This is a genomic window from Haloterrigena turkmenica DSM 5511 (assembly GCF_000025325.1).
Lineage (GTDB): Archaea > Halobacteriota > Halobacteria > Halobacteriales > Natrialbaceae > Haloterrigena > Haloterrigena turkmenica.
This window is the reverse complement of the sequence record NC_013743.1, coordinates 3,180,859-3,194,318: the sequence shown is the minus strand read 5'-3', so window position 1 is coordinate 3,194,318 and position 13,460 is coordinate 3,180,859. Positions and strand designations below refer to the sequence as shown.

Genomic DNA, 13,460 nt, shown 5'->3' with positions numbered 1-13,460 from the left:
CGACTCGTATCACGCGCCGTGTCAGTCCCACGCGTTCCGAATGGGATTGAAACGTGGCCGCGGTGGAGGGCCGTCCATGAGTCTGGATCACGCCGCCGACCTCGAGTTGCCGACCGCGGAGACCGACGACGACCTCGAGCAGGGGTCGATCTTCTTCGTCGGGACCGCGACCGTCATCATCGAGTATGCCGGCTTCACGATCCTCACGGATCCCAACTTCCTCCACAGCGGCGATCACGTCCATCTCGGCTACGGGATCAAATCGCGCCGGCGGACCGATCCCGCCCTCGAGATCGAGGACCTCCCGCCGATCGACTTCGTCCTGCTCTCCCACTACCATGGCGATCACTTCGACCGCGTCGCCGAGGCGAAACTCGATTCCGACCTCCCGATCGTCACGACTCCGCACGCGGCCGTCGAACTCGCCGAGAAGGGCTTTCTCGAGACGTATCCGCTCGAGACGTGGGACGTGTTCCGGATCCGCAAGGGCGAGGCCGAACTGACGATCACCGCGATGCCGGGTCGACACGGCCCGCCGGTCGTCTCGAAGGGGCTGCCGCCGGTGATGGGGAGCATGCTCGAGTTCCGGCCCGCCGACGGGGACGCGAGACCTGACGACCCGCCGCTCATGCGGCTCTACGTCTCGGGCGATACGCTCGTCTACGACGCGCTCGAGGAGATCCCCGAGCGCTACCCCGACATCGATCTCGCCCTGCTCCATCTGGGCGGGACGCGAATTCTGGGCGTGCTCCTGACGATGGACGCCGCCCAGGGCGTCGAGGCGGTCGACCTGATCGACGCCGACACGGCGATCCCGATCCACTACAACGACTACGAGGTGTTCCGGTCGCCGCTGTCGAACTTCAAGCAGGCGATCCGGAAAGCGGGACTCGAGGATCGGGTCGAGTACCTCGAGCACGGCGAGACGTTCGAGTTCGAACCGTCGTCGGATCGTCGCGGCTAGGCGTTCGGCGAACAGACAGGATAGCGGTTCGTTGTCTCACGCTGGCTCGAGTATTCGGTCTGCGGTGGCGCGCGCTGTCGGTCGACCGAACGACAGTGAGGGCTACCGATTACTATCGCGCGAGGGATGAGCGATGGAGTGAAGCGACTGAGCGAATCGGTTGGGGAGGATGTGGCAATCCTTGTCGCCAGCATGAGTTGGATGCTCTTCGTCTTCGCTTCCATCACGCAGTGGTAGAACCGGGACAACTGAGAGAAACATGGTGGCTCTGCTATCGTGGCAACAGGGAATTGCCACTCCCTCCCCAACCGATTCGTTCGCTCCCTTCGATCGCTCACTCATCCCTCGCGCAGTATCGAACCGCAGTTCGCTAGTCGCTCACTACGGTTCAGCGCGCGCCACCGCACGTGAAACGATCGGTATCCGAACGTTCTCGAGCGCTGTCCGACTAGTTCTCGAGTCGCTCGAGCGCGGCGGCCACTACCAGCGGGAACGTGATCGTCGCGTCGGCGTAGACGGAGACGTTGTCGGCGTCCTTCTCGAGTTTGCCCCACGAGCGGGCCTCGTCTAAGGTGGCGCCGGAGAGACCGCCGGTCTGCTTGGGATCCATGGTCAACTGGACGGCGTAGTCGTAGGCGTCGGGGGCGACGAGCATCGTCTGGAGGGTGAAGTTCTTCGGAACGCCGCCGCCGACGACGAACGCACCGGCCTCATCGGCGTGGAAGGCGATGTCGGTCAGCGGCGTCATGTCGGCCAGCGCGTCCAGCGTGAACGCGCCCGTCTGGGAGTACATCCAGGCCTGGAGGCCGAGCACGGAGTCCTGGACCGCGGGGCAGTAGATCGGCACGTCGTTCTCGTAGGCCGCGGCGGCGATCCCGGGGCCCTCGTCGACGTCGTCGCGGTCGTTGACCTCGAGGTTCGCCCGTCCCAGCTCCTCGGTGAGCCGCTGAATGGAGACCGCTCCCTCCTCTTCGCATTCGGCCTCGAGCACCGGGAAGACCTCCTCGCGGAGGTGGCTCTCGAAGTCGGCGAAGAACTCCTGAGGCAGATAGACGTTGTAGATGCGGTCGACGCCCTCGTCGCGCAGCGTCTCGTCGTGTTCGCGCTCGGTCTTCCCCTCGGCGTGGACCTCGCCGTGGTGGTGTTTGCCACCGATGGCCTCGATGGCGTCGTGGGTGAGGTTCGCGCCGGTCGTCACGAGGACGTCGATGTGGCCCTCGCGGATGAGGTCGGCGACGATCCGTCGCATCCCCGTGGGGACCATCGCGCCCGCGAGGCCGAAGAAGACCGTCACGTCGTCGTCGAACATCGACTCGGTCACGTCGACGGCCTCGTGGAGGTCCGCCGCGCCGACGCCGGCGTTCCCGTACTGGTCGGCGAGTTCGCCGACGGTCATCCCCGCCCGGACCTCGGCGTGGCCGACCGGATCGTGCGAGAACGTCTCGCGCTCGGGTTCGTGGTGGCTGTCCCCGTCCGCCTCGCTGTCGCCGTCGTCGCTCCCGTGCTCGTGCTCGTCACTCATGTCTTCGCATCCGCGAGCCAGCGGTTTGAACGCCGCGGTTCGCGTCGCTCCGACGCCTCGAGATGTCCGCGACTGCGCCTCGGTGGGCTCCGTTGACGCCCCGGTCCGTGGACGATTCCAGTCGCAGACCGCCCACCCACGATCGAGGCGAACACACCGCGAACGTTCTCCGAATTGTAAATTACCTGAGCGATAACACGCTGTTATCTGCTAGCGACGGCGTCTTTCCCGTACCGTAACGGCGGTGACGAGATCGAAAACAGTGAGACATCGGGCGATTACGGCCGTGAACGAACGTCCCCCTTTTCTCGGCTTCCGGTTCGGTTTGAGAACGCTAGCGGGGCGAGAAGACCATGACCGATAACGACACACGCCTGCCTGACAGACTCGTTAGCGATGAATCGCGCCGATCATTCCTCAAGAAGAGCGCCATCACGACCGTTGGCGTGAGTGCCGCGGCGTCGGGCGTCGCGAGCGCACAGGATGGAGACGGCGATATCGGTGAAGGGCCGTGGAAAGCGTTGATCTTCCAGAACAACTTCCACCCGGAGGCGCGGTTCACGTTCGTCTCGGGAGTCATCGAGTGGAACCCCAATTACGGGGGGATCGACGATAGCTGGTTCACGGACTACAACACGCGCATGATCCGGTGGCTCAACACCGGCGAACACGTTCAGTTGTTCGTCGCGAACGACGCCGAAGTCGGGCAGTACGACGAAAACTTCGGATTCGTCGTGGACGATGAAGACCGGAACCAGCCGCAGGTGTACGAGGTGAGTCCGGAGTGGTCGCTGTTCGAGGACGATCCCCGGTTGGCCACGATCAATTTCGGTCCCGCAGAAGAGGAAACCGAAGATCAGATTCTCGAGACGGATCGCTGGTGGGAAGAGTACCGAGGCGCGGCCGTCACCGACGGAAACGGCGGCAACGTGACCACCGGCGGTAATAATACTACTCCCGGCGGCGGCTAACTCAACGATCGCGGACCGGATCTCGGAGGCCGTTTTCTTCCGTCGAACGTCACTCGAGCCACTCCGTGGCTGCACCATCGAACGGTGACTCGTCGTCGATGACCGACGGCGACGCACTCGTTCGGTATCCGTCCTTCGAACCGACCCGCGGATATTTCCCCTCGATCGCCGAGATAACCGCGTTCCCGCTGCGGAGTACACCGGACTGCCTCGAAACCGGTTCCATTCCCGTCGCCCTCACAGCCCGGTCGGTACCTCGAGATACGTCGTCTCGAGACCCCAGTCCTCGACCAACTCCTGCAGCGATCGGACGCCGAACGTCTCCGTCGCGTAGTGGCCCGCGAGGAAGACGTGGATTCCCGCCTCCTTCGCCTCGTGGTAGGCCTTCCCTTTCCCCTCGCCAGTCACGAGCGCATCCGCCCCCGACTCGACGGCCTCGTCGAGCCAGTCGACGCCGCTGCCGGTGACGATCGCCACGTCCTCGATCTCGTCGGGACCGAACGCGAGGTGCTGGACGGGCTGTCCATCGGTCTCGAGTTCGCTCTCGAGGCGCTCGCGCAACTCGTCGGGCGCGTAGGAATCCGCCGCCGTCCCGCGCTGGCCGATGTACTCGGGGCCGAGTTCGCCGAACGGCGCGCGGTCCTCGAGCTCGAGGACGTCGGCGACGCCGGCGGCGTTGCCCAGTTCCTGGTGGCCGTCCAGCGGGAGGTGGGCGACGTACAGCGCGAGGTCGTTCTCGATCAGGGGGGTGATCCGATCGTAGGTCCGTCCCGTCACGCGGTCGAAGCCGCCCCACGAGAGCCCGTGGTGAACGACCAGCAGGTCCGCGTCGGCCTCGATCGCGCGATCGAACGTCTCGCGGACGCCGTCAACGGCGAACGCGACGCGCTCGATCTCGGCCTCGTCCGGTCCGACCTGCAGCCCGTTCGCGCTGGCGTCGAGGTCGGCGTAGTCGGCGATTCGCAGCTCCTCGTCGAGTCGGTCGACGACCGTCGAGAGGTTCATGATCGGCCGTTCGGCAGCGGTCGCCTTGTATCCGGCTGATTCCGGTCTCCCGTCCGGCCAGTAGCGAACACGGTAGAAACGGGGACGCCAGCGAAGAGGCGGGTTCTACATCAGGTAGAACAGCGGGAAGAGGATCACCCAGACGATGTCGACGAAGTGCCAGTAGAGCCCGAAGAACTCGACCGGCCGGTGATCGGTCAGGTAGGCGTCGACGGTGACGATCCGGTAGAGCATGAACGCGGCGATCAACATCCCGAGGATCACGTGGAGCGCGTGCAGCCCGGTCGTGACGAAGTACGTCGAGTAGTGGATGTCGGTGAACCAGTAGATGCCGTGGGCGAACTCCTGGCTCCACTCCCAGCCCTTGACCCCAAGGAACGTCAGCCCGAGCACCAGCGTCGCGCCCATCGTGGCGAGCAGCCCTCGCTTGTTCCCGCGCTCGGCGAAGACGAGCGCCAGGATCACCGTGAAACTCGAGGTCAAGAGGACGTACGTGTTGAAGAGGCCGACCATCGCCGACGGCGGGACGGTGCCCCAGGTCCCCCAGCCGGCGTGGAGCCGCGCGAAGACGTAGCTCCCGATGGCGGCGCCGAAGACGACGACGTCGGAGGCCAGGAAGAACCAGACGCCGAGTTTCGTGGTGCCGATCCCTTCGAACGGCCAGCGGCTGGCGATCGCCATCTCCGGCGCGTTGAACTCCTCGCGGCCGTACTCGAAGAGCGTGTAACCGAGGATCCCGACGCCGAGGAGGATCAGAATCGGGTAGACGATGGTCTGCTCGGCGCTCGTTCCGACGATTTCCTGGCTGACCTCGCCGGTTCCCCGTGCGAATTCGACCGTGTACGGCGTCAGCCCGGTCAGCCCGAGGAAGAACACGAAGGTACCGAAGCCGATTCCCACCGGCCAGATGCTGGCGTGGTCGGCGTGTTCCGCTTGACTCTCCACCGCGGTCGTCACGCCGCCGTCGGTCGTCGCCGCCGTGTCCTCGACGAACTCGAGGCGGCCGCTGGCGTAACTCGGGCGTCCGTCCCAGTTGTCGAGCGGCGGCGGCGAGGGGGTCGCCCACTCGGCGGTACGAGAGTACTCCCAGGGGTTATCCGGAGCGTCGGGTCCCGAGAGTAGGCTCTTCACGAGCGTGTAGAACGTGATCAGGAACGACGCGCCGAAGACGAACGCGCCGACGGTCGCCGCCTGATGATAGATGTGAACCGCCTCGCCGTAGTGGAAGACGCGTCGCGGCGTCTCCCAGGCGAGGAACATCGGGAAGTACAGCAGGTTGAAGCCGACGAAGTAGACCGCGAAGTTGAGCTTTCCGAGCGTCTCGGAGTACATCTTCCCGGTGATCTTCGGCCACCAGTAGTAGAGGCCGCCGATCAGGGCGGTCACCCCCGAGACCATCACGTAGTGGAAGTGGGCGACGACCCAGTAGGTGCCCCGGAACTCGTAGTCCAGCACGACGGCGCCGAGGAACACTCCCGTGATGCCGCCGAGGATGAACAGGACGAGCGCTCCCAGCGAGAAGAGGAACGGCGTGGTAAACCGCACGCGTCCCTTGACCATCGTGTAGATCAGCGAGAAGATCATCAGATCGAAGGGCAGCGAGATCCCGATCGTCGTCGCCATGAACAGCGTCTTGATCTCCAAGTTGATCGTCGTCAGGAACATGTGATGGGCCCAGACGAGGAACGACTGGACCGCGACGAGGACCATCGCGATGATGACCCACTTGCGGCCGACGAGTCGCCGTCCCGTAAAGGTCTGGAACGTCTCGAACATGATTCCCAACGCCGGGAAGAAGACGATGTACACCTCCGGATGCCCGAAGAACCAGAACAGGTGCGCCCATAACAGACTCGAGCCCTCGTCGGTCGCGAAGTACTGGGTCAGGAGGAGTCGATCGCTCGCGAGCAACAGGAGTGCGGCCAGCAGCGCCGCGAACGCGAACAGCATCATCCAGATCGTCAGCAGCCACGACCAGGTGAACAGGGGCATGTTCCACAGGCCGAGGCCCTCCGCCCGCGAGCGGTGGATCGTCGTGAGGAAGTTCACCGAGCCGAGCGTAATCGACATGACGAACAGAATTAGCCCGAGAATCGTTCCGTTGCCGCCCGTCGTCGCCTGCATCGCGGGATGGTACATCGGCACGTTCAGCGGCGCGTACATGTACCAGCCGCCGGCGAACGCCCGCTCCTGGAAGAACGCGACGGCGAAAAGGATTCCCGAGAACAGATAGAACCAGTAACTCAGGGCGTTCAGTCGCGGGAACGCCAGATCCTTCGCGCCGATCTGGAGCGGGACGAAGTAGTTCGCGAAGCCGGCCGCGAAGGGCGAGAGAAACAGGAACACCATGATCAGGCCGTGGTTGGTGACCGCCTGGTTGAACTCGACGTTCTCGAGTAGCCCCGTCCCGCCGGGCACCCACATGTGTGCACGGAACAGGAGCGCAAGTACGCCCCCCAACAGGAGGAAAAACAGCGCCGTCGCCAGATAGAGGATCCCGATATCCTTGTGGTTGGTCGTCACTAGCCACCGTTTGACGGTCGTCCGCGGAGGGAGGTCGCTCATGCCCTCACCTCTGGACACCGCGCTCGTGTTTCGATCCGGTCTCCCCTCTCTTCCCCAGGTAGACGAACGCGGGACACCATAACCATCGGATCTCTCCACCGATTCCGGCTATCAATATGTGCGATGCAGTTGCAAGGTATCCAATCTTTCCAGCGTTCGCTCGAAAATCACGAGTCGGCACACACACGAGCGCGATGGGACCGGCGGTTCGACGGTCCTACCAGCCGTCGGCGTGTGAGAAGACGAACTCACGGACGAGTTTCCCGGCCAGCGCCGCGGTCTGTCCCTCGTCGCGGTCGTTGACCTCGACGACGTCGAAGCCGTTCGCCTGCGGTGCGACCGCGCGGACGACGTCGCGCAGCTCGCGGGACTCGAGGCCGAACGGCTCTCTGGTTCCGGTCCCCGGCGCGTAGGCTGGGTCGGCGGCGTCGATGTCGACGCTCAGGTAGGCGTCGCGACCGTCCAGTCGATCCGCTAACGGCCAGTCGGCGACGTCTTCGGGTGGGACGACCGTCACGTCCGGTTCTCGGGCCCGCTCCCACTCCGCCTCGCTGCCGGTCCGAGCGCCGAGGACGAACACGTCGTCGACGGAATCGACCTCGAGGATCCGTCGGGTGACGGAGGCGTGAGAGAGCGCGTTGCCGTCGTAGGCCTCGTAGAGGTCGAGGTGGGCGTCGAGCACGACGACTACCTCGGGTTCGACGGCGCGAACGCCCGCCAGCGAGACGGTGTGTTCCCCGCCGAGCGTCAGCGGGACGGCGTCGTCCCAGACGACACCGCGCAGCGTCCCCTCGAGGTACTCGAGGTACTCTTTGGCATTGTCCCACGCGCGGACGTCGCCGTGGTCCTCGACGCCGAGGTCGGAGAAGTACTGGTCCCTCCGGTGGTCGTAGTCGTCGAACGGTTCGGCAAAAGTTCGAATGCGTCGGGGACCGAATCGGGTCCCCGGCTGAAAGGTCGTCGATACGTCCAGGGGCGCACCGACGACCACGAAGTTCGCGCCGTCACGGTCGGTCTCGCCCGCCGTGTGGCTCCCCTCGCCGTCGTCGGTCGCCCCGGGAAACATCAGACGATCTTTCGCTGGTCTTCCATCTCGAGGTACTCGATGTTCTCGTCGGGGGAGACGTCGGCGTCGTCGGGGACGCGCATCGTGATCGTCTCGTACGTTTCGAGGTCCATGACCTGCATGTCGTCGCCGTCGACGGAGACGATCTGGCCCTGTTTGCGCTCGATGATCGGGACCCAGATCTTCGCGTCGACCGGCTGGGAGAGCGATCGCTTCTTGCCGTCGAAGACGCCCTCGGCCTCGACGCGCGCCTTGGCGCTGCCGTGTTTGCCCGGCTTCGCCGTCGAGTAGGCGTTGATCTTACACGGCGTGTCCTCGATCATCACGTAGCTTCCTTCCTGGAGGTCGCGAACTTCGGTCTGCTGTTTCGCCATGTCCCGGCGTAATCAATCGACGTGCATAAACCGTTTGGAATGGCCGCTGGCACCGAGTCAGTCGGTGACACGGCGGACGCGGCTCGCGAGGCCGACGCCGGCCCGCCCCGCGATTCGAACCCGACGATGCGAAACCGAACCCGTCTCGAGTCGCCGCTCACGTCCCGTCTCAGCGGAACCCGCGGGGGTCGGTCGACGGCTCGAGCGGGCTCGCAGGCAGCCCGTCCCCGACGGTCGGATCGTTGTACGCTCGCGGCGCGACGTCGTTGGGTCCGTCGGGGTAGTACAGCGCGGCGAGCGTCTGGATCTGCCCCCGGCCGACACCGAGTTCGAACTGCCCGCCGCCGTACAGCCGAATCTCGTTCGCCTCGCAGTAGGCCAGCGTCTCGAGCAGCGACTCGAGCGAGCCAAAGCGCGAGGGCTTGATATTGAGCCAGTCGGACTCCCACGGCAGGTCCTCGACGTCCTCGACGCTGTGGATCGGGGCGTCCCACGACACCCGGCCGCGGACGTCGGAATCGTCGAACAGCGGCCGCGTCCGAGCGGTCAGGGCGGGATCCTCGACCACCGCGTCGGGGAAGGCCTCGAGCACTCGCTCGTACAGTTCGGGATCGGCAGGCACGTCGACGTCGGTCCCCTTGTACTGGCCCTTGAGGTCTAGGATGCGGATCGCATCGGCTCCGACGGTATCGTCGATCGCCGCTACGAGGTCGTCGTCCCAGGCCGGAATCGGATCGAGTTTGAACTCGAGGCCCGGGACCCGTTCGCGCAGGGTCTCGAGGCGATCGGTCGTCGGTGGCTCGCCCAGCCGCGTGCTGGCGACGAACCGGACGGGGTCGAGCGACCGGCCGAGCGCGCTCGCGACGTCGGTGTCGGCCTGCCGCAAGGCGAGGTCCAGCGCCGCGCTCTCGAGCCCCCAGCGCCGGTAGTTGCGGAAGACCTCGCGGTCGGGCGGCCCCGCCGGGAAGAGATCGACCGACTCGAGGTGGGCGGAAAAGGAGTCGATCGTGTACTCGCCGGCGAGATCGGGCAGTCCCGATTCGGCCAGCGCGTCGTGCTCGTCGGTCTCGTAGGTAACGTCCTCACCGCGGCCGACGACCGGCTCGCCGTCCGGCCCCGGTCCCGACAGCGCGAACTCGGTCGTGACGCGCGTGAACTCGCTCGAGGTCTCGCGCTCGAGGCGGTCGGTCGACACCTCGTCGATCGTCACCGACAGGTCGGCGATTCGCTCGTAGTCCATACCGGACACTCGAGCGCCAGCGAAAAGAACGTTTGACCCTGCCTACTCCTCGCCGCGGCGCTGGCGCATGTTCTGTCGCGTGAACTGCGGTTTGGCGCCGATGCCCCTCCGTTCGCGGAACGAGCGGTAGAGCAGGACCGTCACGACCAGCGAGAAGACGGCCGCGACGATCGACGCCCGGGGCGCCTCGAGGGCGTAGAGGACCCCTGTCGAGAACAGCGACATCGTGAGCAACATACCGTAGATCAGCCGCTTCGCGAACTGGTCGAAGACGTTCTCCTCGTCCTCGAGACCGATGCGGACGTAGAGGTCGTCCCGGTCGAGTCGGTCGAGGGCGCGCTCGGCCTTCGGCGCGAGTCGAGTTAGCGACTCACCGGTTCTGCGGATGTTCTCGCCGGTCTCCCGGGCGTACTGTCGGATGGACTCCTCGCGATACCCCTCCTCGGTGAGGTAGTCGGTCGCGACCGAGATGAAGTCGAAGTCGGAATCGAGCGTGACGCAGACTCCCTCGACGACGGTCGCGACCCGCAAAACGAGCGCGAGATTTTTCGGGAGTCGGAACGGGAAGACGTAGATCGAGTCCTCGATCTGGCCGACGATCTGATTGACCCGGTACTGTTCGACGTCTTCACCGCGGGCGTCCTGGATGGCGATCTCCATCACCTCGGCCATCACGCCCCGGTCGGCGTCGGGGCTCAAGGTGCCGATCTCGATCAAGGCGTCGAGGATGCCGTCGATGTCCTGGTTGGCGACGGCGACGTAGAAGTCGATGATCTTCTCCTGGACGAACGAGTCGACCCGCCCCGACATCCCGAAGTCGTAGAAGACGATCCGACCGTCGTCGGTCACCGCGAGGTTCCCCGGGTGCGGATCGGCGTGGAAGACGCCGTCGTCCATGATCATCTGCAGGTACGCCCGTTCCAAGTTCTCGGCGAGTCGCGTGCGGTCGATCCCCTTTCGCTCGAGTTCCTCGAGATCGTTGATCTTCGTTCCCTTGATGTACTCCATCGTGAGCACGCGCCGACCGGAGTGGCTCTCGATCACGTCGGGGATGACGAAGCGATCGTCGTCGGCGAAGTTGCCTCGGATCTCCCGGAGCATCTCGGCCTCGCGCTCGTAGTTCATCTCCTCGCGGATCGTCTTCGCGAACTCGTCGGCGAGGTTTCGCAGCGAGAACGCTCGGGACTCGTCGACGAAGTACAGCAGGATCGGTAGCGACCACTTGATGACCCGCAGGTCGGCGTTGACCAGTTCCTCGATCTCCGGCCGTCGGATCTTCACCGCGACCTCGCGGCCGGCGGGGTCGCGTCCTCCGGTGCCGTCCGCTCGAGTGTCACCAGGTTCAGCCGTCAGGTCCGCCGTCCCGACGGCGTCGACGGCCTCGGGATCGACCCGCGCGTGATACACCTGCCCGAGGCTCGCGCCGCTGATCGCCTCGGTCTCGAACCCGACGAATCGCTCGTCGACGGGACCGATCTCTTCCTCGAGGACCCGTTTCGCATCGGCCCAGTCGGCCGGAGGCACCTCGTCTTGCAGCGCCGCGAGGACGTCGAGGTACGCCGGCGGGAGCACGTCGGGACGGGTCGAGAGCAGCTGGCCGAGTTTGATGAACGTCGGCCCGAGCGTCAGCAGCGACTCGAGGAGGACCTCCGCGCGGTGGCGGTGGGTCTCGGCGTCGACCGATCGCGGCCGCCCGAACAGCAGGAATCGATGGCGGTCACGGGCGTACGCGAGCAAGAGCGGGAGGAACTGCCACGCGACGAGGACGAACCGCTTGTACGCACGGAGGGAGCCCAGTCTGTGTCACCTCAGGTTAGGAGTCTTCCTCGACGACGTCGATCGTCGTCTCGCCCGTCGCCGACGTTTTGGGGAGGGTCAGCTCGAGGACGCCGCGTTCGACGACCGCTTCCGTCTCCGTGCCGACCGCGTCGGCGGGGAGGGGGAGCTCGATATCCAGAAAGAGCGAGCGGTTCTCCTCGAGGTACTGGTAGTCGTCCGCGGGGTCCTTCTCGCGGTGGGCCTCGATGGAGAGCCGGCCGTCGTCGACCGCCGCCTCGAGGGAGTCGGCGGAGACGCCCGGAACGTCGAGGACGAGCAGGTAGGCGTCCTCGCTCTCGAGCAGATCGAAGAAGACGTCTTCGGAGAGATCCTGCAGTGCGGCGCGAAGCGCTGACATGACTACAGGTTCGAACGCCGATACGAAAAAGGCCGCGGTAGCGGTCGATTCGGCGGCCAGCTGCCTGTCCCGTGCGACGCGGGACGCGCCACGCGCTGGCCCCACTCGACTACGGCGGCTGGCACCGCCGACCGGACCGGTCCCCCACGTTTTAGGCGCCCGGCGACCCGAGTGAGGGTATGGACGGAGCCGACAGCGAGCGCAAGCGGGCCGGGTTCAAGGAACGGACGCCGGTCGACGAGGCGCGACGGATACTCAAGGAGGCCGTCGTGAGGAAAAGCGATACCGGCGACGGGACCGGTGGGGACGGCGACGCGGCCGACGCCGGCGACGCGCTCTCGCCGCTGACGGGCACCGAGCGGATCGACGTCGAGCGCGCGGACAGCCGCGTGCTGGCCGCCCCCGTCACCTCGGCCCGGAGCGTGCCCCACTACGAGCGGGCCGCGATGGACGGCTACGCTGTCCGTGCGGCGGACACGTTCGGCGCCAGCGACCGCTCTCCCGAAGTGTTGCGGATCGCCGAGGGCGTCGGCACCGACGCCGACGTCGGGCCCGACACGGCGGCCCGCGTTCACACCGGCAGTGCCCTCCCCGAGGGCGCCGACGCCGTCGTCATGATCGAACGGGTGACCGAACTCGAGTCGGCCGGTGAGGTCGAGATCGAGGACGCGGTCGCCGAAGGCGAGAACGTCGCGCCGGTCGGCGAGGATGTCGAGGAAGGCCAGCACCTCTACGACGCGGGCCACCGGCTGCGGCCGTCGGACCTGGGTCTGTTGCGGTCGGCGGGCTACGCCCGCGTCGCGGTCGCCGAGCCCCCGACGGTCGGCGTGATCCCGACCGGCGAGGAACTCGTCGAGGGCGAGCCGGGGCCGGGCGAAGTGATCGAGACCAACGGGCTCACCGTCTCCCGACTCGTCGAGCGCTGGGGCGGTCGCGCGACCTATCGTGACGTCGTCACCGACGACTTCGAGTCGCTTCGCGTGGCGATCCAGCGGGACCTGACGAAGGACGTCATCGTCACCACCGGCGGCTCGAGCGTCGGCGAACGCGACCTCTTACCCGAGGTGATCGACGAACTGGGCGAGGTGGTCGTCCACGGCGTCGGGCTCAAGCCCGGCCACCCCGTCTGTCTCGGAATCGTCGAGGAGACGCCCGTCCTCGCGTTGCCGGGCTATCCCGTCGCCTGTATCGTCAACGCCGTCCAGTTCCTCCGGCCCGTAATGCGCTGGCTCGAGGGGACTGAGCCCGACCCGCATCCGACCACGCACGCCCGCCTCGAGCGCAAGATCCCCAGCGAGCCCGGGACGCGGACCTTCGCGCGGGTCCGACTCGAGGATCGCGACCCGGACGACGGCGACGACTTCGGGGCCGGCGAGCCGCGATTCGCGGCGACGCCGACTCGAGCGAGCGGTTCCGGCGTGCTCTCGAGCGTCGCGCTGGCCGACGGGTGGGTGGTCGTCGACGACGACCGCGAGGGGATCCCCGCGGGCGAGACCGTCGCCGTGCAGGACTGGGAGCCGAACACGTAACCCGCAGCGGTTCATCTCGACACTGTTTTTACCGTGACGATCGTACGC

11 protein-coding genes are annotated in these 13,460 nt (G+C 66.1%); 3 read left to right on the top strand and 8 right to left on the bottom strand.

Features of this window, described 5'->3' with window-relative positions; all coding sequences use genetic code 11:
* Positions 1 to 76 precede the first annotated feature (76 nt).
* The gene (locus HTUR_RS15345; RefSeq protein ID WP_012944236.1) at positions 77 to 964 is read left to right on the top strand and encodes an MBL fold metallo-hydrolase; all 888 of its coding nucleotides are present in this window, start codon (positions 77 to 79) and stop codon (positions 962 to 964) included.
* 448 nt (positions 965 to 1,412) lie between these two features.
* Here the strand turns inward: HTUR_RS15345 and HTUR_RS15340 are convergent, their stop codons facing one another.
* Positions 1,413 to 2,486 carry a deoxyhypusine synthase gene (locus tag HTUR_RS15340; RefSeq protein WP_012944234.1) on the bottom strand — a complete coding sequence of 358 codons (1,074 nt, stop codon included), beginning with the start codon at positions 2,484 to 2,486 and terminating at the stop codon, positions 1,413 to 1,415.
* A 353-nt stretch (positions 2,487 to 2,839) separates the two neighbouring features.
* Between HTUR_RS15340 and HTUR_RS15335 the strand changes: the two genes are divergently transcribed.
* Positions 2,840 to 3,457 carry a twin-arginine translocation signal domain-containing protein gene (locus tag HTUR_RS15335; RefSeq protein ID WP_012944233.1) on the top strand — a complete coding sequence of 206 codons (618 nt, stop codon included), beginning with the start codon at positions 2,840 to 2,842 and terminating at the stop codon, positions 3,455 to 3,457.
* Between the two features lie 237 nt (positions 3,458 to 3,694).
* On the opposite strand, the gene HTUR_RS15330 is transcribed toward HTUR_RS15335, so the two are convergent.
* From HTUR_RS15330 to HTUR_RS15300, 7 genes are all read right to left on the bottom strand, one after another.
* Positions 3,695 to 4,462, bottom strand: coding sequence for a Nif3-like dinuclear metal center hexameric protein (locus HTUR_RS15330; protein ID WP_012944231.1), 768 nt, complete (start codon positions 4,460 to 4,462; stop codon positions 3,695 to 3,697).
* A 105-nt stretch (positions 4,463 to 4,567) separates the two neighbouring features.
* Positions 4,568 to 7,027, bottom strand: a complete 2,460-nt coding sequence (locus tag HTUR_RS15325) for a cbb3-type cytochrome c oxidase subunit I (protein ID WP_012944230.1) — start codon at positions 7,025 to 7,027, stop codon at positions 4,568 to 4,570.
* 217 nt (positions 7,028 to 7,244) lie between these two features.
* Positions 7,245 to 8,093 carry an agmatinase gene (speB, locus tag HTUR_RS15320; RefSeq protein WP_012944229.1) on the bottom strand — a complete coding sequence of 283 codons (849 nt, stop codon included), beginning with the start codon at positions 8,091 to 8,093 and terminating at the stop codon, positions 7,245 to 7,247.
* On the bottom strand, positions 8,093 to 8,467 hold the full coding sequence (locus tag HTUR_RS15315; protein ID WP_012944228.1) for a translation initiation factor IF-5A: 375 nt from the start codon (positions 8,465 to 8,467) through the stop codon (positions 8,093 to 8,095). The genes speB and HTUR_RS15315 overlap by 1 nt, the downstream gene beginning before the upstream one ends.
* A 169-nt stretch (positions 8,468 to 8,636) precedes the next feature.
* A complete protein-coding gene (locus HTUR_RS15310; RefSeq protein ID WP_012944227.1) occupies positions 8,637 to 9,707 on the bottom strand; it encodes a hypothetical protein in 1,071 nt (356 codons plus the stop codon).
* Between the two features lie 42 nt (positions 9,708 to 9,749).
* The gene (locus HTUR_RS15305; protein ID WP_012944226.1) at positions 9,750 to 11,444 is read right to left on the bottom strand and encodes an ABC1 kinase family protein; all 1,695 of its coding nucleotides are present in this window, start codon (positions 11,442 to 11,444) and stop codon (positions 9,750 to 9,752) included.
* A 76-nt stretch (positions 11,445 to 11,520) separates the two neighbouring features.
* Positions 11,521 to 11,883: an Hsp20/alpha crystallin family protein gene (locus tag HTUR_RS15300; RefSeq protein WP_012944225.1), complete on the bottom strand. Its 363-nt coding sequence runs from the start codon at positions 11,881 to 11,883 to the stop codon at positions 11,521 to 11,523.
* Positions 11,884 to 12,062: 179 nt separating this feature from the next.
* On the opposite strand from HTUR_RS15300, the gene HTUR_RS15295 reads away from it, so the two are divergent.
* Entirely contained in the window at positions 12,063 to 13,412 is a 1,350-nt protein-coding gene (locus tag HTUR_RS15295; RefSeq protein ID WP_012944224.1) for a molybdopterin molybdotransferase MoeA, read from the top strand.
* The last annotated feature ends 48 nt before the right edge of the window (positions 13,413 to 13,460 follow it).

Excerpts from the sequence above, each read along its gene's own strand:
- HTUR_RS15345 (WP_012944236.1), top strand. The coding sequence starts at position 77 with ATGAGTCTGGATCACGCCGCCGACCTCGAGTTGCCGACCGCGGAGACC.
- HTUR_RS15340 (WP_012944234.1), bottom strand. The coding sequence starts at position 2,486 with ATGAGTGACGAGCACGAGCACGGGAGCGACGACGGCGACAGCGAGGCG.
- HTUR_RS15335 (WP_012944233.1), top strand. The coding sequence starts at position 2,840 with ATGACCGATAACGACACACGCCTGCCTGACAGACTCGTTAGCGATGAA.
- HTUR_RS15330 (WP_012944231.1), bottom strand. The coding sequence starts at position 4,462 with ATGAACCTCTCGACGGTCGTCGACCGACTCGACGAGGAGCTGCGAATC.
- HTUR_RS15325 (WP_012944230.1), bottom strand. The coding sequence starts at position 7,027 with ATGAGCGACCTCCCTCCGCGGACGACCGTCAAACGGTGGCTAGTGACG.
- speB (WP_012944229.1), bottom strand. The coding sequence starts at position 8,093 with ATGTTTCCCGGGGCGACCGACGACGGCGAGGGGAGCCACACGGCGGGC.
- HTUR_RS15315 (WP_012944228.1), bottom strand. The coding sequence starts at position 8,467 with ATGGCGAAACAGCAGACCGAAGTTCGCGACCTCCAGGAAGGAAGCTAC.
- HTUR_RS15310 (WP_012944227.1), bottom strand. The coding sequence starts at position 9,707 with ATGGACTACGAGCGAATCGCCGACCTGTCGGTGACGATCGACGAGGTG.
- HTUR_RS15300 (WP_012944225.1), bottom strand. The coding sequence starts at position 11,883 with ATGTCAGCGCTTCGCGCCGCACTGCAGGATCTCTCCGAAGACGTCTTC.
- HTUR_RS15295 (WP_012944224.1), top strand. The coding sequence starts at position 12,063 with ATGGACGGAGCCGACAGCGAGCGCAAGCGGGCCGGGTTCAAGGAACGG.